22 protein-coding genes and 1 tRNA gene are annotated in these 26,606 nt (G+C 32.1%); 22 read left to right on the forward strand and 1 reads right to left on the reverse strand.

Annotated features, from left to right (window positions below):
• The first annotated feature begins 21 nt into the window (after nt 1–21).
• Nucleotides 22–4,158, forward strand: a complete 4,137-nt coding sequence (gene rpoB / locus ELQ04_RS08190) for a DNA-directed RNA polymerase subunit beta (protein ID WP_074469341.1) — start codon at nt 22–24, stop codon at nt 4,156–4,158.
• A complete protein-coding gene (gene rpoC, locus ELQ04_RS08195; protein WP_134224511.1) occupies nt 4,151–8,704 on the forward strand; it encodes a DNA-directed RNA polymerase subunit beta' in 4,554 nt (1,517 codons plus the stop codon). The genes rpoB and rpoC overlap by 8 nt, the downstream gene beginning before the upstream one ends.
• A 30-nt stretch (nt 8,705–8,734) precedes the next feature.
• Here rpoC and ELQ04_RS08200 read toward each other — a convergent pair whose 3' ends face one another.
• The gene (locus tag ELQ04_RS08200) at nt 8,735–9,496 is read right to left on the reverse strand and encodes an IclR family transcriptional regulator (protein ID WP_002793545.1); all 762 of its coding nucleotides are present in this window, start codon (nt 9,494–9,496) and stop codon (nt 8,735–8,737) included.
• A 229-nt stretch (nt 9,497–9,725) separates the two neighbouring features.
• Here ELQ04_RS08200 and ELQ04_RS08205 point away from each other — a divergent pair, with 229 nt between their 5' ends.
• From ELQ04_RS08205 to mnmH, 20 genes are all read left to right on the forward strand, one after another.
• Nucleotides 9,726–10,634 (forward strand): dihydrodipicolinate synthase family protein, encoded by a 909-nt coding sequence (locus ELQ04_RS08205; RefSeq protein ID WP_002793543.1) that lies wholly within the window; start codon nt 9,726–9,728, stop codon nt 10,632–10,634.
• Nucleotides 10,631–10,894 carry a UxaA family hydrolase gene (locus ELQ04_RS08210; RefSeq protein ID WP_002779462.1) on the forward strand — a complete coding sequence of 88 codons (264 nt, stop codon included), beginning with the start codon at nt 10,631–10,633 and terminating at the stop codon, nt 10,892–10,894. Before ELQ04_RS08205 ends, ELQ04_RS08210 begins: the two co-directional genes overlap by 4 nt.
• 2 nt (nt 10,895–10,896) lie before the next feature.
• Nucleotides 10,897–12,063: a UxaA family hydrolase gene (locus ELQ04_RS08215; protein ID WP_002937975.1), complete on the forward strand. Its 1,167-nt coding sequence runs from the start codon at nt 10,897–10,899 to the stop codon at nt 12,061–12,063.
• An 11-nt stretch (nt 12,064–12,074) separates the two neighbouring features.
• A complete protein-coding gene (locus tag ELQ04_RS08220; RefSeq protein WP_002937974.1) occupies nt 12,075–13,361 on the forward strand; it encodes an MFS transporter in 1,287 nt (428 codons plus the stop codon).
• Nucleotides 13,362–14,150 (forward strand): SDR family oxidoreductase, encoded by a 789-nt coding sequence (locus tag ELQ04_RS08225; protein ID WP_044778199.1) that lies wholly within the window; start codon nt 13,362–13,364, stop codon nt 14,148–14,150.
• A gap of 10 nt (nt 14,151–14,160) precedes the next feature.
• A complete protein-coding gene (gene fucP, locus ELQ04_RS08230; RefSeq protein ID WP_002874343.1) occupies nt 14,161–15,417 on the forward strand; it encodes an L-fucose:H+ symporter permease in 1,257 nt (418 codons plus the stop codon).
• Nucleotides 15,401–16,171 carry an amidohydrolase family protein gene (locus ELQ04_RS08235; RefSeq protein WP_002872873.1) on the forward strand — a complete coding sequence of 257 codons (771 nt, stop codon included), beginning with the start codon at nt 15,401–15,403 and terminating at the stop codon, nt 16,169–16,171. The genes fucP and ELQ04_RS08235 overlap by 17 nt, the downstream gene beginning before the upstream one ends.
• Complete coding sequence (locus ELQ04_RS08240; RefSeq protein ID WP_002825110.1) at nt 16,172–16,489, forward strand: L-rhamnose mutarotase; 318 nt, start codon at nt 16,172–16,174, stop codon at nt 16,487–16,489.
• Nucleotides 16,490–16,502: 13 nt separating this feature from the next.
• Nucleotides 16,503–17,942: an aldehyde dehydrogenase gene (gene aldA, locus ELQ04_RS08245; RefSeq protein WP_002937972.1), complete on the forward strand. Its 1,440-nt coding sequence runs from the start codon at nt 16,503–16,505 to the stop codon at nt 17,940–17,942.
• A 327-nt stretch (nt 17,943–18,269) separates the two neighbouring features.
• The gene (rpsL, locus tag ELQ04_RS08250) at nt 18,270–18,656 is read left to right on the forward strand and encodes a 30S ribosomal protein S12 (protein WP_002782934.1); all 387 of its coding nucleotides are present in this window, start codon (nt 18,270–18,272) and stop codon (nt 18,654–18,656) included.
• Nucleotides 18,657–18,725: 69 nt separating this feature from the next.
• Nucleotides 18,726–19,196 carry a 30S ribosomal protein S7 gene (rpsG, locus tag ELQ04_RS08255; protein ID WP_002779471.1) on the forward strand — a complete coding sequence of 157 codons (471 nt, stop codon included), beginning with the start codon at nt 18,726–18,728 and terminating at the stop codon, nt 19,194–19,196.
• Between the two features lie 12 nt (nt 19,197–19,208).
• Nucleotides 19,209–21,284: an elongation factor G gene (gene fusA, locus ELQ04_RS08260; RefSeq protein WP_002779472.1), complete on the forward strand. Its 2,076-nt coding sequence runs from the start codon at nt 19,209–19,211 to the stop codon at nt 21,282–21,284.
• A gap of 28 nt (nt 21,285–21,312) precedes the next feature.
• Nucleotides 21,313–21,389, forward strand: a tRNA-Arg gene (locus tag ELQ04_RS08265).
• 17 nt (nt 21,390–21,406) lie between these two features.
• Nucleotides 21,407–21,556 carry a hypothetical protein gene (locus ELQ04_RS08270; protein WP_002857548.1) on the forward strand — a complete coding sequence of 50 codons (150 nt, stop codon included), beginning with the start codon at nt 21,407–21,409 and terminating at the stop codon, nt 21,554–21,556.
• Nucleotides 21,557–21,561: 5 nt separating this feature from the next.
• On the forward strand, nt 21,562–22,263 hold the full coding sequence (locus tag ELQ04_RS08275) for a tRNA1(Val) (adenine(37)-N6)-methyltransferase (RefSeq protein WP_002861225.1): 702 nt from the start codon (nt 21,562–21,564) through the stop codon (nt 22,261–22,263).
• Entirely contained in the window at nt 22,253–22,627 is a 375-nt protein-coding gene (locus ELQ04_RS08280) for a YkgJ family cysteine cluster protein (RefSeq protein WP_002933038.1), read from the forward strand. Before ELQ04_RS08275 ends, ELQ04_RS08280 begins: the two co-directional genes overlap by 11 nt.
• Nucleotides 22,600–23,877, forward strand: a complete 1,278-nt coding sequence (locus ELQ04_RS08285) for a hypothetical protein (protein ID WP_002937968.1) — start codon at nt 22,600–22,602, stop codon at nt 23,875–23,877. Before ELQ04_RS08280 ends, ELQ04_RS08285 begins: the two co-directional genes overlap by 28 nt.
• Nucleotides 23,874–24,650, forward strand: coding sequence for an indole-3-glycerol phosphate synthase TrpC (trpC, locus tag ELQ04_RS08290; protein ID WP_002937967.1), 777 nt, complete (start codon nt 23,874–23,876; stop codon nt 24,648–24,650). The genes ELQ04_RS08285 and trpC overlap by 4 nt, the downstream gene beginning before the upstream one ends.
• Nucleotides 24,651–24,659: 9 nt before the next feature.
• Nucleotides 24,660–25,145 carry an HIT domain-containing protein gene (locus tag ELQ04_RS08295; protein ID WP_002937963.1) on the forward strand — a complete coding sequence of 162 codons (486 nt, stop codon included), beginning with the start codon at nt 24,660–24,662 and terminating at the stop codon, nt 25,143–25,145.
• The gene (gene mnmH / locus ELQ04_RS08300; protein WP_032595178.1) at nt 25,135–26,139 is read left to right on the forward strand and encodes a tRNA 2-selenouridine(34) synthase MnmH; all 1,005 of its coding nucleotides are present in this window, start codon (nt 25,135–25,137) and stop codon (nt 26,137–26,139) included. The genes ELQ04_RS08295 and mnmH overlap by 11 nt, the downstream gene beginning before the upstream one ends.
• Nucleotides 26,140–26,606 lie beyond the last annotated feature (467 nt).

Below are 26,606 nucleotides of genomic sequence, written 5' to 3' on the forward strand. Positions count from 1 at the left end.
TTACAAAATTTACCATGAGGTATGTGCGATATGTTAGATAATAAATTAGGAAATCGTTTAAGAGTAGACTTCTCAAACATTTCAAAACAAATAGAAATCCCAAATCTTCTACAATTACAAAAAAAGAGTTTTGATTATTTTTTAAATCTTGATAATGGTGAAAGTGGTATAGAAAAAGTTTTTAAATCAATTTTTCCTATTCATGATCCGCAAAATAGATTGAGTCTTGAATATGTTAGTAGTGAAATAGGCAAGCCAAAATATACCATTCGCGAATGCATGGAAAGAGGTTTGACTTATTCTGTAAATTTAAAAATGAAAATCCGTCTTACTCTGCATGAAAAAGATGAAAAAACAGGGGAAAAAGTTGGCGTAAAAGATATTAAAGAACAAGAAATTTATATCCGCGAAATTCCTTTAATGACAGATCGTGTATCTTTTATCATTAATGGGGTTGAGAGGGTGGTTGTAAATCAATTACATAGAAGCCCTGGTGTTATTTTTAAAGAAGAAGAAAGTTCAACGGTTGCAAATAAGCTTGTTTATACAGCACAAATTATTCCTGATCGTGGTTCGTGGCTTTATTTTGAATACGATGCCAAAGATGTTTTGTATGTAAGAATCAACAAGCGTAGAAAAGTTCCTGTAACTATGCTTTTTAGAGCTTTAGGGTATAAAAAACAAGATATTATTAAGTTGTTTTATCCTATTCAGACTATACATGTGAAAAAAGATAAATTTTTAACAGAATTTAATCCAAATGATTTTATGGATAGAATAGAATATGATATTAAAGATGAAAAAGGAAAAATCGTTCATCAAGCTGGAAAAAGACTTACAAAGAAAAAAGCAGAACAGCTTATTAAAGACGGTTTAAAATGGATAGAATATCCTGTAGAAATTTTACTTAATCGTTATTTAGCAAATCCTATTATTGATAAAGAAAGTGGAGAGATTTTATTTGATTCTTTAACTTTGTTAGATGAGAGCAAGCTTGCTAAGATTAAAGAGCAAAAAAGTTTTGATATAGCAAATGACTTGGCTAATGGCGTTGATGCAGCGATTATTAACTCCTTTGCTCAAGATGGAGAAACTCTAAAACTTCTTAAGCAAAGTGAAAATATCGATGATGAAAATGATTTAGCTGCGATTAGAATTTACAAAGTTATGCGCCCAGGTGAACCTGTGGTAAAAGATGCAGCGAAGGCTTTTGTAAATGATTTATTCTTCAATCCTGAAAGATACGATCTTACCAAGGTAGGTCGTATGAAAATGAACCATAAGTTAGGTCTTGAAGTACCTGAGTATGTTACTGTTTTGACTAATGAAGATATTATTAAAACTGCAAAATATTTAATTAAAGTAAAAAATGGTAAAGGACATATTGATGATAGAGATCATTTAGGAAATCGTCGTATCCGTTCTATAGGTGAACTTTTAGCCAATGAACTTCATTTAGGTCTTGCAAAAATGCAAAAGGCGATCAGAGATAAATTTACTTCTTTAAATGCGGATCTTGATAAGGTAATGCCTTATGATTTAATCAATCCTAAAATGATTACTACAACTATCATTGAATTTTTTACAGGAGGTCAGCTTTCGCAATTTATGGATCAAACCAACCCTTTAAGCGAGGTTACTCATAAGCGTCGTTTATCAGCGCTTGGTGAAGGTGGACTTGTAAAAGAAAGAGCAGGTTTTGAAGTGCGTGATGTTCACGCGACGCATTATGGTAGAATTTGTCCAGTTGAAACACCTGAAGGTCAAAATATTGGTTTGATTAACACTCTTTCTACTTATGCAAAAGTAAATGAACTTGGCTTTGTTGAAGCGCCATATAGAAAAGTTTTAAATGGTAAAGTGACTAATGAAGTTGTTTATCTTACAGCGACACAAGAAGAAGGCTTGTTTATCGCACCAGCTTCAACTAAGGTTGATGCTAAAGGCAATATAGTAGAAGAATTTGTTGAGGCTAGACAAGATGGTGAAACTATACTTGCAAGACGCGAAGAAGTGCAATTAATTGATCTTTGCTCAGGTATGGTTGTTGGGGTTGCGGCTTCTTTGATTCCGTTTTTAGAGCACGATGATGCAAACAGAGCGCTAATGGGTTCAAACATGCAACGTCAAGCTGTGCCACTTCTTACTGCTTCAGCTCCGATAGTAGGAACAGGCATGGAACAAATTATTGCACGTGATGCTTGGGAAGCTGTTAAAGCAAAGCGTGGCGGTGTGGTTGAGAAAGTGGATAATAAAAGCATTTTCATTTTAGGTGAAGATGATAAAGGTCCATTTATTGACCATTATACTATGGAAAAAAATTTAAGAACCAATCAAAATACAAATTATATTCAACATCCTATTGTTAAAAAAGGTGATATAGTAAAAGCAGGACAAATTATCGCAGATGGTCCTTCTATGGATCAAGGCGAACTTGCTATAGGTAAAAATGCTTTAATCGCTTTTATGCCTTGGAATGGTTATAACTATGAGGATGCTATAGTTGTAAGTGAGAGAATTATTCGTGAAGATACCTTTACAAGCGTGCACATTTATGAAAAAGAAATTGAAGCAAGAGAACTAAAAGACGGTATAGAAGAAATTACCAAAGATATCCCAAATGTAAAAGAAGAAGATGTTGCACATCTTGATGAGAGCGGTATTGCAAAAATTGGTACTCATATCAAACCAGGTATGATTTTGGTGGGTAAGGTTTCTCCAAAAGGTGAGGTTAAACCAACTCCTGAAGAAAGACTTTTAAGAGCTATTTTTGGAGAAAAAGCAGGACATGTTGTGAATAAATCCCTTTATGCAACCGCTTCTTTAGAGGGTGTTGTTGTGGATGTTAAAATTTTCACTAAAAAAGGCTATGAAAAAGATGATCGCGCAATAAAATCTTATGATAAAGAAAAAATGGCTTTAGAAAAAGAACATCATGATAGACTTTTGATGATGGATAGAGAAGAAATGCTTCGTGTTTGTGCTCTTCTTTCCAAAGCCCCTTTAAATAGCGATCAAAAAATTGGAGATAAAAATTATAAAAAAGGACAAACCGCGGATATTAGTGAACTTGAAAAAATCAATCGTTTTACTTTAACAACTTTGATTAAAGCTTATTCTAAAGAGATTCAAAAAGAATACGATGATTTAAAAAATCATTTCCAAAATGAGAAGAAAAAATTAAAAGCAGAACACGATGAAAAGCTTGAAATTTTAGAAAAAGATGATATTTTACCAAGTGGGGTAATTAAGCTTGTTAAAGTTTATATTGCTACAAAGAGAAAGCTTAAAGTCGGTGATAAAATGGCAGGACGTCACGGAAACAAAGGTATAGTTTCAACTATAGTTCCTGAAGTGGATATGCCTTATTTACCAAATGGCAAAAGCGTGGATATTGCGCTTAATCCACTTGGCGTTCCAAGTCGTATGAATATAGGCCAAATTTTAGAAAGCCATTTGGGTTTAATTGGACTTAGACTCGGAGATCAGATTCAAGAAATTTTTGACAGAAAGCAAAAAGATTTTCTTAAAGAATTAAGAGCAAAAATGCTTGAAATTTGTTCTATTCCAAGACTTGCAAGCGAAAAAGAATTTATTAAAAGCTTAAGCGATGAAGAGCTTTTAAACTATGCTAGAGACTGGAGTAAAGGAGTTAAATTTGCTACCCCTGTTTTTGAAGGTGTAAATATAGAAGAATTTAGCAAGCTTTTTGAAATGGCCAAGATAGATATGGACGGCAAAACAGAACTTTATGATGGACGCACGGGTGAGAAAATCGCAGAGCGTGTTCATGTGGGATGTATGTATATGCTAAAACTCCACCACTTGGTTGATGAGAAAATTCACGCAAGAAGTACAGGACCTTACAGCTTAGTTACCCAGCAGCCTGTGGGTGGTAAAGCACTCTTTGGGGGACAAAGATTTGGGGAGATGGAAGTTTGGGCACTTGAAGCTTATGGAGCGGCTCATACTTTAAGAGAAATGTTAACTATCAAATCAGACGATGTAGAAGGTAGATTTAGTGCTTATAAAGCATTGACAAAAGGTGAAAATGTTCCAGCAACGGGAATTCCTGAAACATTTTTTGTATTAACCAATGAGCTTAAATCTCTTGCTTTAGATGTTGAGATTTTTGATAAGGATGAAGATAATGAGTAAATTTAAAGTAATAGAAATCAAAGAAGATGTAAGACCTAGGGATTTTGAAGCGTTTCAACTAAGACTTGCAAGTCCTGAAAAAATCAAATCATGGTCTTATGGAGAAGTAAAAAAACCAGAAACTATCAATTATAGAACCTTAAAGCCTGAAAGAGATGGGCTTTTTTGTGCAAAGATTTTTGGACCTATAAGAGATTATGAATGTCTTTGTGGTAAGTATAAAAAAATGCGTTTTAAAGGTGTTAAGTGCGAAAAATGTGGCGTTGAAGTAGCAAATTCAAAAGTGCGTCGTTCTAGAATGGGACATATCGAGCTTGTAACTCCTGTGGCTCATATTTGGTATGTTAATTCTCTTCCAAGTCGTATAGGAACGCTTTTGGGTGTTAAGATGAAAGATCTTGAGCGTGTGCTTTATTATGAAGCTTATATCGTTGAAAATCCAGGCGATGCTTTCTATGATAATGAAAGCACCAAAAAAGTAGAATATTGTGATGTTTTAAACGAAGAGCAATATCAAAATTTAATGCAACGCTATGAAAATAGTGGCTTTAAAGCAAGAATGGGTGGAGAAGTTGTTCGTGATTTACTTGCAAATTTAGATCTTGTAGTACTTTTAAATCAGCTTAAAGAAGAAATGGCGGCTACAAATTCAGAGGCTAAGAAAAAAACTATCATTAAACGCTTAAAAGTTGTAGAAAATTTCTTAAATTCAAATTTAAACGCCAATACCGATAGCGATGAAGCCGTACCAAATCGTCCTGAATGGATGATGATTACAAATCTTCCAGTTTTACCGCCAGATTTGCGTCCTTTAGTGGCTTTAGATGGTGGAAAATTTGCAGTTTCTGATGTGAATGACTTATATCGTCGCGTTATCAATAGAAATACACGTCTTAAAAAACTTATGGAACTTGATGCACCGGAAATCATTATAAGAAATGAAAAAAGAATGCTTCAAGAGGCTGTTGATGCACTTTTTGACAACGGTCGTCGTGCTAATGCTGTAAAGGGAGCAAATAAACGCCCATTGAAATCTTTAAGTGAAATTATTAAAGGTAAACAGGGACGTTTCAGACAAAACTTATTAGGTAAGAGGGTGGATTTCTCAGGTCGTAGCGTTATTGTTGTGGGTCCAAAACTTAGAATGGATCAATGTGGTTTACCTAAAAAAATGGCTTTAGAACTTTTTAAACCACATCTTTTAGCTAAACTTGAAGAAAAAGGTTATGCAACCACAGTAAAACAAGCTAAAAAAATGATAGAAAACAAAACCAATGAAGTTTGGGAATGTTTAGAAGAGGTAGTAAAAGGGCATCCTGTTATGCTAAACCGTGCGCCTACTTTACATAAACTTTCTATTCAAGCTTTTCATCCTGTTTTAGTGGAAGGTAAGGCTATACAACTTCATCCTTTAGTTTGTGCAGCATTTAACGCAGACTTTGATGGGGATCAAATGGCGGTGCATGTGCCACTTTCTCAAGAGGCTATTGCAGAATGTAAAGTGCTTATGCTTTCATCAATGAATATTCTTTTGCCAGCAAGCGGTAAGTCTGTAACCGTTCCATCGCAAGATATGGTTTTAGGAATTTATTATCTTTCATTGGAAAAAGCCGGTGCTAAAGGTTCGCATAAAATTTGTACAGGCATTGATGAAGTGATGATGGCGCTTGAAAGCAAGTGTTTGGATATTCATGCGAGTATACAAACCATGGTAGATGGTAGAAAGATTACCACTACAGCAGGAAGATTGATTATTAAATCTATTTTACCTGATTTTGTGCCTGAAAATAGTTGGAATAAAGTCTTAAAGAAAAAAGACATTGCCGCGCTTGTGGATTATGTTTATAAACAAGGTGGTTTAGAGATTACAGCAAGTTTCTTGGATAGACTTAAAAATTTAGGTTTTGAGTATGCAACTAAAGCAGGTATTTCAATTTCTATTGCAGATATTATTGTTCCTAATGATAAGCAAAAAGCTATCGATGAAGCAAAAAAACAAGTAAGAGAAATTCAAAATTCTTATAATCTTGGTTTGATTACTTCAGGGGAAAGATACAATAAAATCATTGATATTTGGAAAAGTACAAATAATGTCCTTTCAAAAGAGATGATGAAGCTTGTAGAAAAAGATAAAGAAGGTTTTAACTCTATTTATATGATGGCAGATTCTGGTGCTAGGGGTAGTGCGGCTCAAATTTCTCAGCTTGCTGCGATGCGAGGACTTATGACCAAACCTGATGGTTCTATTATCGAAACTCCTATTATTTCGAATTTCCGTGAAGGGCTAAATGTTCTTGAATACTTTATTTCAACTCACGGTGCTAGAAAAGGTCTTGCAGATACCGCTCTTAAAACAGCAAATGCGGGTTATTTGACAAGAAAACTCATCGATGTTGCACAAAATGTAAAAATTACCATTGAAGATTGTGGAACACATGAGGGTGTTGAAATCAATGAAATTACCGCAGATAGTTCTATTATAGAAACTTTAGAAGAAAGAATTTTAGGCAGAGTTTTAGCTGAAGATGTGATCGATCCTATTACAAATTCTGTGCTTTTTGCAGAAGGTACTTTAATGGATGAGGAAAAAGCAAAAATTCTTGGAGAAAGCGGTATAAAAAGTGTCAATATCCGCACTCCTATTACCTGCAAAGCTAAAAAAGGAATTTGTGCAAAATGTTATGGTATCAATCTTGGTGAAGGTAAATTGGTAAAACCAGGCGAAGCAGTAGGAATTATTTCCGCTCAATCTGTCGGTGAACCAGGAACGCAGCTAACTCTAAGAACTTTCCACAGTGGGGGAACTGCAAGTACGGATTTACAAGATAGACAAGTAAGTGCACAAAAAGAAGGTTTTATCAGATTTTATAATCTTAAAACTTATAAAAATAAAGAAGGTAAAAATATCGTAGCAAATCGTAGAAATGCGGCGATTTTACTTGTGGAGCCAAAAATTAAAACTCCATTTAAAGGTGTGATTAATATAGAAAATATTCATGAAGATGTGATTGTTTCTATTAAAGATAAAAAACAAGAAGTAAAATACATACTAAGAAAATACGATCTTGCTAAACCAAATGAATTAGCAGGTGTAAGTGGCAGTATAGATGGAAAACTTTATTTGCCATATCAAAGCGGTATGCAAGTAGAAGAAAATGAAAGTATCGTAGAAGTGATTAAAGAGGGTTGGAATGTACCAAATCGTATCCCTTTTGCGAGTGAAATTTTAGTAGAAGATGGTGAGCCTGTAGTTCAAAATATCAAAGCAGGCGAAAAAGGAACGCTTAAATTTTATATCCTTAAAGGCGATGGTTTAGATAGAGTAAAAAATGTTAAAAAAGGCGATATTGTTAAAGAAAAAGGATTCTTTGTAGTGATTGCTGATGAAAATGATAGAGAAGCAAAAAGACACTATATTCCAAGAGAATCTAAGATAGAATTTAACGATAGTGAAAAAATCGATGATGCAAATACTATCATTGCAAGTGCTCCTAAAAAAGAAAGAAAAGTGATTGCAGAATGGGATGCTTATAATAATACTATCATTGCAGAAATTGATGGAGTTGTAAGCTTTGAGGATATTGAAGCAGGTTATAGTGCCGATGAGCAAATTGATGAAGCTACAGGTAAGCGTTCTTTAGTGATTAATGAGTATTTGCCAAGCGGAGTTAGACCAACTTTGGTAATCGCAGGAAAAGGTGATAAGGCTGTGCGTTATCAGCTTGAACCAAAAACCGTTATTTTTGTTCATGATGGTGATAAAATCGCTCAAGCAGATATTTTAGCAAAAACTCCAAAAGCTGCAGCTAAATCAAAAGATATTACAGGAGGTCTTCCAAGAGTTTCTGAACTTTTTGAAGCAAGAAAACCAAAAAATGCGGCTGTGATTGCAGAAATTGATGGTGTTGTTCGTTTTGATAAACCTTTGCGTTCTAAAGAAAGAATTATTATCCAAGCAGAAGATGGAACAAGTGCTGAGTATTTAATCGATAAATCAAAACATATTCAAGTAAGAGATGGCGAGTTTATCCATGCAGGTGAAAAACTTACAGATGGAGTTGTTTCAAGTCATGATGTGCTTAAAATTTTGGGTGAAAAAGCCTTGCATTATTATTTGATTTCTGAAATTCAACAAGTTTATCGCGGACAAGGTGTTGTGATTTCTGATAAACATATAGAAGTTATCGTTTCTCAAATGCTAAGACAAGTAAAAGTTGTAGATAGTGGACATACGAAATTTATCGAGGGTGATTTGGTTTCAAGACGTAAATTCCGTGAAGAAAATGAAAGAATCATCAGAATGGGTGGAGAACCAGCTATTGCTGAGCCTGTACTTTTAGGTGTAACAAGAGCAGCGATTGGAAGTGATAGTGTGATTTCTGCGGCTTCATTCCAAGAAACTACTAAAGTTCTAACCGAAGCAAGTATAGCGGGTAAATTTGACTACTTAGAAGATTTAAAAGAAAATGTTATTTTAGGTAGAATGATTCCTGTTGGAACAGGGCTTTATGGCGAACAAAATTTAAAACTTAAAGAACAAGAATAAAACTCTATTTTATAGCCCTTCTGGGCTATATTAATACAGTGTATCTAAATCATTAAAATAAATTTTTAAAACTTTTTCTATTTTATTTTTTTCTTCTAGAAGTATTTTTTTATTTTTTTCTCTAAAAGCTTTATTAGAGCAATAAATTAGATAAGATATACTAATGGCAGCAATTATTTTATTTTTATGTTCTATGCCTATAGCCATACATTCAATTTGAGGATTCATTTCTCCAATTTCTATGGCAATTTTTTCTTTTTTAATTTGTTTGATTTGTTGATAGAGTTCATTTATATTATTTAAGGTGTTTTCTGTAATTTTATCAAAATTTTTAGGATAAAGTTTTTCTAATTCCTTTTTATTTTTATTTGATAGTAAGGCTTTGCCTAAAGATGTTGCATAAGCAGGATACGAAGTGCCTATAAAAGATTTTAATTGCACTGTATTATTGGCATCAATTTTTTCTAAATAAAGCACATTTCCATCTTTTAAAATTCCCATTTGACAAGTTTGATTGGTTAAATTTCTTATATTTTTCATATGCTTTTTGATTATTTCAAAAATATTATTTTCATTTTTTATATTACATCCCAATTCTATAATCTTAAAATCCAAATAATAACTTTTATTTTTTAAATCACATTTGATATATTTTTTTTCTTGAAGAGTTTGTAAAATAGGCCAAAGAGTTCCAGCAGGAATGTTTAATTTTTTAGCTATAGCACTTAAGGTAAGCTTTTCTTTTGCAAGTAATTCTAGAATATTTAACACTCTAAGAGTGGGCTGATGCATATTGTCTTTATCCTTGTTTTATTTTTATAAATTTTAGCATATTTTTTACTTTTAGTAACATAAAATCATAATTTTTATTATTTATTAATTTTAATATTTTTTTGTAAAAATTGGCAGTTAATAAGAATAAAATACGAATTTTTACCAAGTTAACAGCTTGATTTTTTTACAAATATTTTGTTATATTTTTTGTATATAAATATATTTTTGTATATACGAAAGGAAAAAAATGGGAATTTTAAAAGGAACTTTACCGGCTTTACTTACTCCATATAAAGATGATGGAAGTATCAATGAAAAAGAATTTATTCGCTATTGTGAATTTGGTATTTCTAAAGGCTTGAACGGATTGTTTTGTAATGGAAGTGCAGGGGATTCTCAAGCTTTGAGCGTGGAAGAGCAAGTTAAGTTAATGAAACTCACCAAAAAGGCTACAAAAAATAATATACCTATCATCACGGGTATTACCTCGACAATTTATGAAAACACTTTTATTTTGGCGCAAAAAGCTTATGAATTAGGTCTTGATGCCTTATTACTTGCTATGCCTTATTATTATAAATTGAGTGAAGATGCACTTTTTGAATATGTAAAATATTTAGCTTCTGAAGTGAAACTTCCCTTATATGTTTATAATATACCTCTTTTTGCACCAGCACTAAGCTTAAAATTTATAGAAAAGGTTTCAAAGCTTGATAATGTTGTGGGTATAAAAGATAGTAGCGGAGATGCTTTGCTTTTAAATCATATTTTAGATGTAGTACCTAGTAATTTTGATGTTTTTGTAGGAAGAGAAGAATTTTATGTAGGTGCATTATTAGCAGGTGCAAAAGGTTCTATGACTAGCATAGGTGGAGTTTTTCCAGAACTTATGAGTGAAATTTACAAATCAATCAATGAAAAAAATATAGGCAGAGCTTTGCTAATACAAAAAAGTTTATTAAAGGCCATAAGATTTGGTATGAGTATAGCTTTTCCTATGGGTTTTGCTTTGCTTTTAAAGGCCAGAGGATTTGAATTTGTAAATGCTAGTATTCATCCTTTATCACCTGCTACAAAAGAAGAATTAAACACTCGCTTTGATGAAGCAAAGGAGCTTATTAAAACTATAGAAAAAGAAACAGGTATAAAACTATGAAAGGATATATTATAGTCAATGAAAAAGACAATGTTGCCACAGCTTTGCGTGACTTTAAAAAAGGCGAAAAAGTGGCAAATATTGAGCTTTTAAATGATATTGCAAGCGGACATAAATTTGCACTAAAGGATATAAAAAAAGATGAAATTATTATCAAATATGCAGAAGCTATAGCTAGTGCAAGTTGCGATATTAGTACAGGGGAATGGGTGCATATCCATAATACTGCGGGAATTAGAGGTCGTGGAGATAAGGAATGAAAATGAAAAAGATAATGGGTTATAGAAGAGAAGATGGAAAATTTGGCTTAAGAAATAAAGTCATTATCATACCAAGTGTACATTGTGCTAATAAAGTGTGTGAAAATATAGCTAGAAAATGTAATGGAGCAGTTTATATCAACCATCAGCATGGTTGCTCCCAGCTTGAATTTGATGCTTTACAAACTAGAGATGTTTTAATAGGTCATGGGAGCAATGCCAATGTTTTTGGTGTTTTAATTATAGGGCTTGGTTGTGAGGTAATACAAGCCAAAGCAGTAGCAGAAAAAATCAAAGAAGCAACGCCTTATAAAAAGGTTGAATATTTAGTGATACAAGAATGTGGTGGTAGTAAAAATACCATTGAAAATGGTATTAAAATAGTCAATGAAATGCTTGAAAGTGCTGCAAAATTACAAAAAAGTGAAGGAGATTTCAGTGATTTGATTTTAGGCACAGAATGCGGTGGAAGTGATAGCTATAGCGGACTTAGTGCTAATCCTGCTTTAGGAAGTTTGAGTGATTTTGTAATCGATGAGGGTGGTGCGGTAATTTTAGCAGAAACTACAGAGCTTATAGGTTGTGAAGCTATACTTACCAAGAGGGCAAAAAATGATGAAATAGCTAAAAAGGTATATGATAAGATTTTGGGTTATGAGAATTTGGTTAAATCTTTTCATGCTGATATTCGAGGGGCAAATCCTAGTCCAGGAAATATTGCAGGCGGACTTAGTACTATAGAGGAAAAATCTTTAGGCTGTGTTTATAAGGCAGGAACTAGAACTTTAATGGATGTGATTGATTATGCTAAGTCTGTAGTTTCTAAAGGTTTAACTTTTATGAATACACCAGGCAATGATATAGAGCAACTTAGTGCTATGGTGGCAGGTGGTGCAAATATTTGTGTTTTTACTACTGGTCGTGGCACTCCTACGGGTTCGGCTATAGTGCCTACTATCAAAATGAGTTCTAATACCTTTTGTTATGAAAATATGAATGATGCTATTGATATTAATGCAGGAAGCATTATAGATGGAATAAAAACAAAAGAAGAAGTGCGCGATGAGCTTATAGATCTAATCGTTCGAATTTCTAAAGGAGAATTGGTAAAAGCGGAGCTTAACGAACAAAACGACTTTTCGGTTTGGAGACTTGCTACAACTTGTTAAAGGGTAAAGTAATGAAACATGTAAATTCAATAAAGTTAGAATTAGTATGTAAAAAAATATCTTGGCGTATTTTGCCTTTGATTGTTTTAATGTTTTGTCTTTCCATGCTTGATAGAACAAATATTAGTTTTGTTAAATCTCATATAGAAATTGATGCAGGCATCGGCGAGGCCGCTTATGCTTTGGGTGCTGGAATATTTTTTATAGGTTATGCCATTTTTGAAGTGCCTTCAAATTTATTTTTGCATAAATTAGGAGCAAAAATTTGGTTGAGCCGTATAATGATCACTTGGGGTCTTGTAACTATGGCAATGATTTTTATACAAGGAGAAATAAGTTTTTATGTATTAAGATTTTTATTGGGTTTAACTGAAGCAGGTTTTAGTCCAGGCATTATTTTATACCTTAGTTATTTTTTCCCAGCTATATATCGATCTAAAGCTTATGGAATTTATCAAATGGGAGTTCCAATTGCTTTTGTTTTTGGTTCTTTAATTAGCGGTTTTATACTTGATTATACACCAAATATATATTTTAAAAATTGGCAATGGATGTTTTTAATAGAAGGAGGTATTACCGTTTTAGTAGGTATTTTTTGCTTATTTTATCTTGATTCACATCCAAAAGATGCAAAATGGTTAGATATAAAAGAAAAAGATATTTTGCTAAAACATATTGAAATTTCCAATACTAAAGCTAAGGATTATTCTATAAAAGATATTTTTAAAAGTATTTTGGTATGGAAATTTGTATTTGTTTATTTTTGTATTCAATTAAGTGTTTATGGAGTGCTTTTTTATTTACCAAGTAAAATTGCCCAAATATTGCAAATAAATGTAGGTTTTGAAGTTGGACTTTTAAATGCCATACCTTGGATTTTTGTTTTTATCGCCTTGCCAATATTTACCTCATTGGCTGATAAAAAACATTCTTGGAATTTATATGCGATTTTATTTTTACTGCTAGCAAGTTTGAGCATGATAGCTTCAACTTTTGTTACAAATTTGGCGGTATTTTTATTTTTTATTAGCTTGGCTGCTATAGGTTTTATAGTCATTCAGCCTATATTTTGGAATTTACCAACTCAAGTTTTAAAAGGAAAAGGAGTCGCGGCTGCTATTGCTCTTATAGGATCCTTGGGAAATTTAGGAGGTTTTGTAGCACCTACTTTAAAAACATATATAGAAAATCATTTTGGAGTTGAGTTTGGACTTATAGTGTTAGCATTGATAGCAATTTTAGGTGTATTGGTATTAATACATTTAAAAATAACTTTAAATTTAGATAAAGGAGAATAAATGGATTTAAAAATTAAAAATAAGGTTTGTATTATTACAGGAGGGGCTAAAGGTATTGGGTATGGTATTGCTAAATTATGGGCAAGCGAAGGTGGAATTCCTGTAATTTTTTCAAGATCTATGCCTAAAGAGCACGATAAAGAATTAAAAAATTTATCCAGTGAGTATGAATTTTATGAAATTGATTTAAAAAATTATGAGCAAATTGAAAAGCTTGTAAAAAAAGTTGGTATCAAACATGGTGGAATCTATGCTCTTGTAAATAATGCAGGTGCAAATGATAATTTACATATTGAAAATACAAGTACTCAAGATTTGATAAAATCTTATGAAAATAATCTTTTTCATTATTATACTATGACAAAAGAATGTTTGCCTTACATTAAAAAAGAACAAGGCAGTATTTTAAATATAGTGAGTAAAACAGGCATCACAGGACAAGGAAGAACTTCAGCTTATGCTTCGGCCAAAGCGGCTCAAATGGGTTTTACTAGAGAATGGGCTTGTGCTTTTGCTAAGGATAATGTTAGGGTAAATGCTATAGCTCCTGCTGAAGTTATGACTCCTCTTTATGAAAAATGGCTGCAAAATTTTCCTAATCCTAAAGAGCAATATGAAAAAATCGCAAAAGCTATACCTTTAGGCCATCGTTTTACTACCATAGAGGAAATTGCAAATACAGCGGTTTTTACACTTAGTCCCCTTGCTTCACATACTACAGGGCAAATTTTAATGCCAGATGGAGGTTATGTGCATTTAGATAGAGCATTAAATTGGGATGAAAACTAAGGAGTAAAAAATGACTGATTCTAAAAATATAAAAATAGCTATTGTTTTGGTAACTTCTCTTTTCTTTTTATGGGGAGTAAGCTATGGACTTATTGATGTGATGAATAAAAATTTTCAAAATCATCTTCATATTAGCCAGCATGAAAGTGGCTTTTTACAGTTTGCTTATTTTGGTGCTTATTTTATCATAGCCTTACCCGCAGGTTATATAGCCAATAGATTTTCTTATAAAATGGGAATCATTTTTGGCTTAGCTCTTTATGCCATAGGAGCTTTGCTTATTATACCTGCTACAAATTTGGCTTCTTTTCATTTGTTTTTGTTTGCGTTTTTTATTTTAGCTTGTGGTATTGGTTCTTTAGAAACTAGTGCAAATCCCTACATGACAAAGCTTGGTGATGAAAAAAATGCGAGTTTTAGAATCAATGCTGCGCAAAGTTTTAATGGTTTGGGGCAATTTGTAGGACCTATTATAGGCGGAGCTTTATTTTTATCTATTACTAAACAAGAAGAGGGTGCGAGTAAAGAGCAAATCGAGGCTGCATTGGTAGCTAATATGGGAAATGTCCAGCTTGTTTATATAGGAATTGCTGTCATTGTTATTTTGATTTTAATTGCTTTTGTTGCAAATAAGCTTCCAGAAGGAAGTGCGGTAAGTGATGATTATAAGCAAAAAGATGATTCTAAGCCCATATATGTTTTTAAACACAGACATTTTAACTTAGGGCTTTTAGCGCAGTTTTTGTATATAGCCAATCAAGTTGCAGCAGGAGCTTTTTTTATCAATTATGTTGTGGAACATAATGAAGGTTTAAAAGATGCGCAAGGCGCTTATTATTTTTCTATAGCTTTGGTTGCATTTATGTTAGGACGCATTGTTTCTACTCCTTTGATGAAGATAATCAAAGGTGAAAAAATTTTAGGATTTTATTCTCTAATCAATGTGCTTATATGTCTTAGTTTATATTTTGCTAGCGGGTTTTTTAGCATAGTGCTTTTAATAGCTTTATTTTTCTTTATGTCTATTTCTTTTCCTACTATTTTTGCGGTAGCAACAAAAAATTTACCTTTAAATCAAGTAAAACTAGGCGGATCTTTGCTTGTGATGAGTATAGTAGGTGGAGCGATTATGCCTATAATTATAGGCTTTATTAATGATCATTATGGTACAGGCACTGGGTATTTAGCAATGGCACCTTTGTTTTTATATGTGGCTTGGTATGGCTTTATAGGTTCAAAAGTGAGAAAAAATGCAAAAGATTTTTGATGCTCATCTGCACCTTTGGGATTTGGGAAAAATACCTATTTCATGGATAAAAGACGATGAAAAATTAGAGCAAAATTATGATTTTTTTAGGATGAAACAAGAATATAAAGAATTTGAATTTATAGGCGCTATGTATGTTGAGGTTAATAGTGATGATTTGGAAAAGGAAATCTTGTTTGCTTTGGAACAAAAAAAGCTTCATAATCTTTTGCTTTGTCTAGCAGATTTAAAACATAAAGAAAAACTTAATTCTTTTAGAGAAGTAATGCATGTAAGCAAAAAAGGAGCTAAAAGATTGTTTGAAGTAGATTTTGAAGAAAAAATAGAAATTTTAAAAACTTTTAATATACCTTTTGAAGCTTGTATGAAAAATGAAGAACTCAGTTTTTTGGAAAATTTTTTAAATAAAAATTCAAATTTAAAAGTAGTTTTAAATCATCTAGGAAGTCCAAAAATAAATCGTTTAAATGAATACAAAAAAGATTTAAATCTTTTGAAAAAATTTCCAAATTTATATATTAAGCTTTCTACTCCTGATGATTTTTCACAAGAAACTCCTAAGGAATTTATTTTTGAACTTTTTGCTTTTTTAAAAGAAAATTTTAGCGAGGATAAGTTTATATTTGGCAGTAATTATCCAGTGTCTAATTTGTCTCCAAAGCAATGGATTGAGTTGATTATGCAAAGTAAGGTTTTTAAAGATTTGGACTTGATATTTTATAAAAATGCTTTATCAATTTATAAAGGAGAGTGAATGCAAAGATACGGTCAAATCATAAAGATAAAAAAAGAGAAGATACAAAAATATAAAAATCTTCATGCAAAGCCTTATGAAGGGGTTTGTGAGATGATTAAAGAATGTAATATACAAAATTATTCCATTTATTTGTTTGGAGAATATTTATTTGCATATTTTGAATATGTGGGTGCTGATTTTGAAGCAGATATGGCTAAGATGGCAAGAGATGAAAACACGCAAAAATGGTGGAAAGTAACAGATCCTTGCCAAATATCTTTAGGTTATGCAGGACAAAAATGGCTAAATATGGAAGAAGTGTTTCACTTAGACTAAAAAAGGAGAAAAAATGACAACTTATTTAAATTATATTGATGGAGAATTTATCCCACATAATGGAGATTTTATCGAAGTTTTAAATCCAGCTACTAAAGAAGTAATTTCAAAAGTAGCGAGTGCTTCTTTAGAAGATGCTAAAAGAGCGATTGAAGCAGCCAAAAAAGCACAAAAATCTTGGGAGGCTAAGCCAGCAATTGAGAGAGCAAATCATTTAAGAGAAATAGCTAGTTTAATACGCAAAAATGCTAATTTCTTAACAGAAATTTTAATGCAAGAGCAAGGAAAAACTAGAGCTTTAGCCAGCGTGGAGGTTAATTTTACAGCAGATTATATGGATTATACGGCCGAATGGGCTAGAAGATATGAGGGTGAAATCATACAAAGCGATAGAGCTAATGAGCATATATATTTATATAAAAGTGCTATTGGGGTAATTGGTGGAATTTTACCTTGGAATTTTCCATTTTTCTTAATCGCAAGGAAGATGGCACCTGCTTTACTAACAGGAAATACCATAGTGATAAAGCCAAGTAGTGAAACTCCAAACAATGCTTTTGAATTTGCAAAACTTGTTTCGCAAAGTTCTTTACCAAAAGGTGTGTTTAATTTGATTGCAGGTAAAGGTAGTGTAGTAGGATATGAATTATCAAGCAATGAAAATATAGGCATGGTAAGTCTTACAGGAAGTGTTGAAGCAGGGGCTAGAGTAATGGAAGCTGCAGCTAAAAATATCATAAAGGTTTCTTTAGAACTTGGCGGAAAAGCTCCTGCTATAGTGTGTAAAGATGCAGATATTGATTTGGCAGTAGAAGCGATTAAGGCAAGTCGAATTTGCAATAATGGACAGGTTTGTAATTGTGCCGAAAGAGCTTATGTGCATACAAGCATTTATGATGAATTTGTAGATAAATTTGTAAAAGCCATGAGTAAGGTAAGTGTTGGAAATACCTTAAAAGGTGATTTTGATATGGGACCATTGGTCAATCAAGCAGGGGTTGATAATGCTTTAGCAATGCTTCAAAGAGCTACAGCTAAAGGAGCAGTTGTGGAATGCGGTGGAAAAATCACTGATACAAGTGGGTATTATTTTCCTGCAAGTGTTCTTACTAATGTTAAGCATGAGGATGAAATTATGCAAAAAGAAATTTTTGCTCCCATTTTGCCTATTGCTAAATTTGATACACTTGATGAAGCTATTGATATGGCAAATGATTGTGAATATGGTCTTACAAGTTCTATTTATACACAAAATTTAGATATAGCAATGAGAGCTAGCAGAGAAATTAAATTTGGTGAAACCTATATTAATCGTGAAAATTTTGAGGCTATGCAAGGTTTTCATGCAGGCTTTAGAAAAAGTGGCATAGGCGGAGCTGATGGAAAACATGGTCTTGAAGAATATTTAGCTACCCATGTGGTATATTTGCAGTATAATACTAATAAACAATGATTTTTATCCTATCTAAATTTTTAGATAGGAGTTATTATAATCTTGGAATCAAGTATGATGCTTTATAACTATGGATTAAACACTTTTTTAGTAATTTCTTAAAATCAATTTTGGAATTTTTCATTTTGTCTAAAATGAGTAAGATTATTTTTATAAGTAAAACAATAATTAAAAATTAGTTTATGTTTTATAAATATTAATGTAAATTATATAGGTTTATTTTATAAAAATTTTTAAAAGCATTTAAATTATTTCTAGTTTATATTTTTGTAAGTAAATTTTAGATATCATCAAAAGTTTATTACATTTTTAAAGAAAGGAATTATTGTGCCTACCATAAATCAATTGGTTAGAAAAGAGCGCAAAAAAGTTTTAGAAAAATCTAAATCTCCAGCGCTTAAAAATTGTCCACAAAGAAGGGGAGTTTGCACTAGGGTTTATACTACAACACCTAAAAAACCAAACTCAGCGTTAAGAAAAGTTGCCAAAGTAAGACTTACTAGTGGCTTTGAAGTGATCAGCTATATCGGCGGTGAAGGTCATAACTTGCAAGAACACAGCATTGTTTTAGTGCGTGGTGGTAGGGTAAAAGACTTACCAGGGGTTAAATATCACATCGTTCGTGGTGCTCTTGATACAGCAGGTGTTGCAAAAAGAACAGTTTCTCGTTCTAAATATGGTGCTAAACGCCCTAAAGCAGGCGCTGCAAAATAATCATTCATACAGACAAATCCGTTAGATTTGATTTTGTTTGAGTAAAATTTAAAATTTGAAGGAAAAATAATGAGAAGAAGAAAAGCTCCGGTAAGAGAAGTCTTGCCTGATCCGATTTATGGTAATAAAGTAATCACAAAATTTATTAATTCTTTAATGTATGATGGTAAAAAAAGCACAGCTACAACAATTATGTATGGTGCTTTGGAAGCTATTGATAAAAAAGGTGGCGAGAAAAAAGGTATTGATATTTTTAATGATGCGATTGAAAATATTAAGCCTTTATTAGAAGTAAAATCTCGTCGTGTAGGTGGTGCAACTTATCAAGTTCCAGTTGAAGTTCGTCCTGCTAGACAACAAGCTTTGGCGATTCGTTGGATTATTTCTTTTGCAAGAAAAAGAAGCGAAAGAACTATGATTGATAAACTTGCAGCTGAGCTTTTAGATGCAGCAAATAGCAAAGGTGCTTCATTTAAGAAGAAAGAAGATACTTATAAAATGGCTGAAGCAAATAAAGCATTTGCTCACTATCGTTGGTAAGAAGGAGTGTGTATGTCAAGAAGTACTCCTTTAAAAAAAGTTAGAAATATCGGTATTGCTGCTCACATTGATGCGGGTAAAACGACTACATCTGAAAGAATTCTTTTCTTTACAGGTATGAGTCATAAAATCGGTGAAGTTCATGATGGTGCTGCAACTATGGACTGGATGGAACAAGAGAAAGAGCGTGGGATTACTATCACTTCTGCGGCTACAACTTGTTTTTGGAAAGATCATCAAATCAATCTTATTGACACTCCAGGCCACGTGGATTTTACAATTGAAGTTGAAAGATCTATGCGTGTTCTTGATGGTGCTGTTGCGGTATTTTGTTCAGTGGGTGGGGTGCAGCCTCAAAGTGAAACAGTTTGGAGACAAGCAAATAAATACGGTGTTCCAAGAATAGTATTTGTAAATAAAATGGATAGAATCGGTGCAAATTTTTATAATGTAGAAGATCAAATTCGCAACCGTTTAAAAGCTAATCCAGTTCCACTTCAAATTCCAATTGGTGCTGAGGATAATTTTAAAGGCGTAATCGATCTTGTAACTATGAAAGCTTTAGTTTGGGAAGATGATACTAAGCCAACGGATTATGTAGAAAAAGAAATTCCAGCTGAACTTAAAGAAAAGGCAGAAGAATATCGTACAAAAATGATAGAAGCAGTTTCTGAAACTTCAGATGAGTTGATGGAAAAATATTTAGGCGGAGAAGAATTAAGCCTTGAAGAGATTAAAACAGGGATTAAAGCAGGATGTTTAAGTCTTTCTATCGTTCCTATGCTTTGCGGTACAGCGTTTAAAAATAAAGGGGTTCAACCTTTACTTGATGCTGTTGTGGCTTATTTGCCAGCTCCTGATGAAGTGGCAAATATCAAGGGTGAATATGAAGATGGCACAGAAGTTTCTGTAAAATCAACTGATGATGGCGAGTTTGCAGGACTTGCATTTAAAATTATGACAGATCCATTTGTAGGACAACTTACTTTCGTGCGTGTTTATCGTGGTTGTTTGGAAAGTGGTTCTTATGCTTATAACTCAACTAAAGATAAAAAAGAAAGAATTGGTCGTTTGTTAAAAATGCACTCTAACAAAAGAGAAGAGATTAAAGTGCTTTACGCAGGCGAAATTGGTGCTGTTGTAGGACTTAAAGATACTTTAACAGGGGATACTCTTGCAAGTGAAAAAGATAAGGTAATCCTTGAAAGAATGGATTTTCCAGATCCAGTTATTTCTGTTGCAGTTGAGCCAAAAACTAAAGCTGATCAAGAAAAAATGTCTATTGCTTTAAATAAATTAGCACAAGAAGATCCAAGTTTTAGAGTTTCTACAGATGAAGAAAGTGGTCAAACTATCATTTCAGGTATGGGTGAGTTACACCTTGAAATTATCGTTGATAGAATGCTTCGTGAATTTAAAGTTGAAGCTGAAGTAGGTCAACCACAAGTTGCTTATCGCGAAACTATTAGAAAAACTGTTGAACAAGAATACAAATACGCTAAACAATCAGGTGGTCGTGGTCAGTATGGACATGTATTCTTACGCCTTGAACCACTTGAGCCAGGTAGTGGATATGAATTTGTTAATGATATCAAAGGTGGGGTAATTCCAAAAGAATACATTCCTGCAGTTGATAAAGGTGTTCAAGAAGCATTACAAAATGGTGTTTTAGCAGGTTATCCTGTGGAAGATGTTAAAGTAACTGTTTATGATGGAAGTTATCACGAGGTGGATTCATCTGAGATGGCGTTTAAACTTGCTGCTTCTATGGGTTTTAAAGAAGGTGCTAGAAAAGCAGGTGCTGTGATCTTAGAGCCTATGATGAAAGTTGAAGTAGAAACTCCTGAAGATTATATGGGTGATGTTATTGGAGATCTTAACAAACGCCGTGGTCAAGTAAATAGCATGGATGAGCGCGGTGGAAATAAAATCATCACAGCATTTTGTCCTTTGGCTGAAATGTTTGGATATTCAACTGATCTTAGAAGTCAAACTCAAGGTCGTGCGACTTATTCTATGGAATTTGATCACTATGATGAAGTTCCTAAAAACGTTGCGGATGAAATCATCAAAAAAAGAAACGGTTAAATTTTTAGCGGGATTTTTCCCGCTTTCTGTCCTCGTAGCTCAGCAGGATAGAGCGCAAAATTCCTAATTTTGAGGCCGTGAGTTCGAATCTCGCCGTGGACACCATTTTATGAGGTGTTATTATGATAAAAATTGCTTTTTTTATAACTTTTGTAATTTCTTTTTTGACAGCACAAAGCCCAGTAAATTTTAAAGAAGATAATAATATAACAAAAGAACAAAATATATTTAAAGAACAACCTCCAAAACGCATTAAAATTCCAACGCATTAAAATATATGTCAGATTTGATTACGCTAGCACAATTATCACAAGGGTATCGTTACAATAGTGATTCTTTAATTTTAGCTGATTTTATTTTAAAACAAGGAATTAAAGGCGCTGTTTTTGATGTAGGTGCAGGCTGTGGTATCATAGGTATTTTACTTAAAAAAAATATTGCAAATTTAAGTTTATCTTTGATTGATATTCAAAAAGAAAATATAAAATTGATTGAAAAAAATTTAAAATCCAACCAAATACAAGGCGATATTTTTCATGATGATTTCAATCAATTTCAAAGCATAAAAAAATTTGACTTCATAGTTTGCAATCCTCCATTTTATAGACAAGGAGCTTACAAGAGTGAAGATCAGCATAAAGCTATAAGTAAATTTCAGGAATTTTTACCCTTGCATAGCTTTTTAACTAAAGCAAATTCTATGCTTAAGCCAAATGGTACTTTGTATTTTTGCTATGAAGCTTTAGCTTTAGATGAAATTTGTTTTATTTTAAAAGATATGAAAATAAAAATAACAAAGCTTTGCTTTGTACATACACATCAAAACAAAAAAGCAAGACTTGTTTTGATACAGGTAAAAAAAGGTTCAAAATCGCCTTGTGAGATTTTACCTCCTTTTTTTGTATATGAAAATGAAATTTTAAGCAAACAAATGCAAGAAATTCACTTAAGATTTAGGTTAAAAAGTTATGATATTTGATAAAAATTTTTCTTATGCTTTTGATGAAAATGCTTGTGAGAAATGCGGTGGAAAGTGTTGCACTGGAGAAAGTGGCAATATTTTTGCAAGCAAGGAAGAATTAGAAGCATTAAGAAAGCATTTAAATTTAGAAAGCAAAGAATTTGCTGAAAAATACTTGAGAAAAGTGGGCTTTAAAATGAGTTTTAAGGAAGTCGAATTTGAAGATGGCTTTGCTTGCATTTTTTTTGATACTCAAAAAAGAAATTGCAGTATCTACGATTTTCGTCCAAAACAATGCAGAACTTTTCCATTTTGGGAATATTTTAAAACACATCAAAAGGAATTAGAAAAAGAATGTATAGGTATTTGTTATTTGTCTTAGCAGCCTTTTTTTTGGCAGCTTGTGGAAGTTCAAAAATCAATGTTGTTTATCCTGATTATACAAAATATAAAAGCAATGATTTTGATTTAAGGGTTATGAAGGCTTATAATTATGAGTATTATAAACAATACAAAGAAGCCAGAGATGAATTTTTAAGTCTTTATCAAGATTATAATAATACTAATTTTTTAGAAAATGCATTTTTACTTACTTTAGCAAACAATCTTGACAAGCAAGCAGAGTTAAATAATCTAGCAAAGCCTTATTTAAATCAAAATGACAATCTTAAGCGACTTAGTGCTCTTTATGCTTTAAATTCAAATGATATCAACAATGCTCAAAAACTTATGAAAGAGCTTTTAACAAAAAAGGATAGTGATCCTAGAAATTTAGAGCTTTACGGAGATATTTTGGTTAAAAAAAATGATTTAAAAAATGCTACAAAATACTATAGATCTGCTTATAATCAAGTGCAAAATGAAGAAATTTTATTTAAACTCATAGGAATTTATGCGATTTTGAATGATACTTTAAATATTAAAAATGTTTTAGAATTTTCAAGAAAAACCAATGGTTGCACTCTCAAAACTTGCGTCTTGCTTGCTAAAATTTATTTTGATGAAAAAAATATCGAAGCTTTAAAAAGTATATATAAAGAGCTTTATCAACTTACCAAAAATAAAAGTTTTGCATTGGCTTTGGTTGAGCTTTTAAATTCTCAAGGCAAAACAGAAGAAGCTTTAAAAATTTCTTTGCAGTATGATTTAGATGATGATATTAAACTCGCTTTGTATCAGAATTTAAAACGCTTTGATGATGCTAAAAAAATGAGTTTAGCTCTTTATCATAAAACAAAAAATAAAGAATATCTTCTACGAGCGGCAGTTTTTGAATTTGAAGCTGCAAATGAAGCTAAAAAAATCACTCCAAAAGTAATTGATTCTGTAAAAGAAAAATTCGAACAGGCTATCGATAAAGATAGCAATGCTTTGTATTTAAACTACTATGGATATTTGCTTATAGATTATGATTTAGATGTTAAAAAAGGTATAGAGCTTGTGAAACTTGCCTTAGAAAAAGATCCGCAGAATTTGTATTATTTAGATTCTTTAGCTTGGGGGTATTATAAACTAGGCGATTGTAAGCAAGCATGGGAAATTTTAAAACAAACATTAGATGATAAAGAATTTGCAAATTCTGATGAGAGTAAAGCTCATATAAAAGCGATAAAGGCGTGTGTAAAACCATGATATTGGATAAAATTTTTGAAAAAACAAAAGAAGATTTAAAAGAACGCAAACTAAAACTTCCTTATGATATGTTAGGGCGTTCTTTAGCTTCAAATCCTTTCTTTCCAAAAGATGTGATTAAGGCTTTAAAAAGAGTAGAAAAAGAAGTTAAAATCATAGCAGAAGTAAAAAAAGCAAGTCCTAGCAAAGGGGTTATTAGAGAAGACTTTGATCCTTTGAGTATCGCTTTAAATTATGAGAAAAACAAAGCTGTGGCGATTTCTGTTTTAACTGAGCCGCATTTTTTTAAGGGTTCTTTAGAATACTTAAGTCTTATACGCCGTTATACGCAAATTCCTTTACTTAGAAAAGATTTTATCTTTGATGAGTATCAAATTTTAGAAGCTTTGGTTTATGGGGCGGATTTTGTATTGTTAATCGCTAAAATGCTAAGCATGAAAGAGCTTAAAAAACTGCTTGAGTTTGCAAGACATTTAGGTCTTGAGGCTTTGGTTGAAATTCATGATAAAGAGGATTTGAGTAAGGCTATTTTTGCTGGAGCGGATATTATCGGTATCAATCATCGTAATTTAGAGGATTTTACTATGGATATGAGTTTGTGTGAAAAACTTATCCCACAAATCCCAAATTCAAAAATCATCATCGCAGAAAGTGGTTTAGAAAATAAAGAATTTTTAGAGCATTTACAAAATTTAGGCGTTGATGCTTTTTTAATCGGCGAATATTTTATGCGCGAAAAAGATGAAGGAAAGGCTTTAAAAGCTTTGCTTTAAGGAGGGAAAATGCAGTATTTGTATGCACCATGGCGGAGTGAGTATTTTGAAAAAGAAAAAAGCGTTTGTCCATTTTGTGATTGTGCTAATAAGATTAAAAGCGATGAAGATTTAGGCGTAATTTTTAGAGCAAAGCATTGTTTTGGAGTGATGAACCGCTATCCTTATTCTGCGGGGCATTTTATGGTGATTCCTTATGTACATGAAGAGCATATAGAAAATTTAAGCGATGAAATTTGGCAAGAAATGAGCCATTTTGTGCGTTTGGGAGTGAAAATTTTAAAAGAGCAAATTCATGCAAATGGGGTCAATATCGGTATGAATTTAAGCAAAGATGCGGGAGCTGGCATAGCACCTCATTGTCATTATCATCTAGTGCCACGTTGGGCAGGAGATACAAATTTTATCACAACCATAGGAGAAACTAGGGTTTGTGGCACTAATATCGAGCAAGTTTATCAAAAACTTGTTTTGGCTTTTAAAAATGCTCAGTGAAGTTGAATTTGCAGAGTTTCAAAAAGAAAATTTTTCTTTTTTAATCGATGTAAGAAGCCCTAGAGAATTTTTGCATTCTCATTTGATAGGAGCTTTAAATTTTTATGCACTCAATGATGAAGAATATCAAGAAATAGGAACGATTTATAAGAAAAATCAAGCTTTAGCCAAGGCTAGGGGTGCGAGTTATATTTGTCAAAATACCGCTAAGCATATATTAAAAATCACCCAAAATTTTCGCATAGGAGAAAAGGTGGGGATTTATTGTTCTCGTGGGGGTTTGCGTTCAAAGTCTATCGCAGTGATTTTAAGTGAGCTTGGCTTTAGAGTGGTGCGTTTAAAAGGTGGCTTTAAAGCTTATAGAACTTTTGTAACGCATTATTTTGAAAATGAAATAAATTTTGATTTTTTTACTCTTTGTGGCAATACAGGCTGTGGAAAAACAGAGCTTTTAGAACAACTCCCACAAGCTATAAATTTGGAAAAAATAGCAAATCATTTAGGCTCGTCTTTTGGTGATATTTTAGGAAAACAACCTACGCAAAAAGCTTTTGAAGCAGAACTTTTTCACAATATGCAAAATTTAGAAAATTTTGCTTTCATAGAAAGCGAAAGTCGCAAAATAGGGGATATCATCTTACCTTTGAAATTTTATGAAAAAATGCAAAAGGCTTTTAAAATTTATTGTTTTTGTTCTTTGGAAAATCGCGTTAAAAGAATACAAAAAATTTATCAAGAGAAAATGACTCCTTTAAAATTTCAACAATGTGTGCAAAAAATCAGCCCTTATATCAGCTTAAATTTACGCCAAGATTTGCTTCAAAGTTATGAGAGAAAAGAATGGCAAAGGCTTATTACTATGCTTTTGGAGTATTATGATAAAACTTATAAAAAACCAGATAAGATTGATCTTGAGTTAAATACTGATGATATTTTAAAAGCTAAAGAAGAAATTTTAAGATATTTTAAGCTAAAAAACTACATTTTAATTTAATTTTTTTATCACTTTGCAAAAAAATTATACTATTTTCTTTAAAAAAATAAAAAAATCACAAATTTCTTTTTTATTTTTGAAATTGTTATTTTTTAATTTCTCAAAGTATTGTAAATTAGGCTTTTAGATATTGTTTTTTCATTTACCCTAAATTTTTATATAAAAGTAATATTTATTACATAAATCATTTTATTTAGGGCTTTTAAATGTAGTTTTTATAGTATTTAAAAGCCAATCATGTATTTATTTTTTTGTTTAAAATATGGATATTATATTTCAATGAGAATAAAATAATAAATTTTAATTTAATTTATAATTAAGCTAAATTTAATTAGAATTGCACTCGTTTTTTGCGATGTTACAAAACATTGTTATTTTAATTTTATTTTCCAAGGACATCTATGCCAGCTATTAAGCTTTTTAACTTCACGGGGGGAGGGTATAGAGAAATTTTGTTTTAAACTTTC

The organism is Campylobacter sp. CH278 (assembly GCF_004378845.1).
GTDB classification, from domain to species: Bacteria; Campylobacterota; Campylobacteria; order Campylobacterales; family Campylobacteraceae; genus Campylobacter_D; species Campylobacter_D jejuni.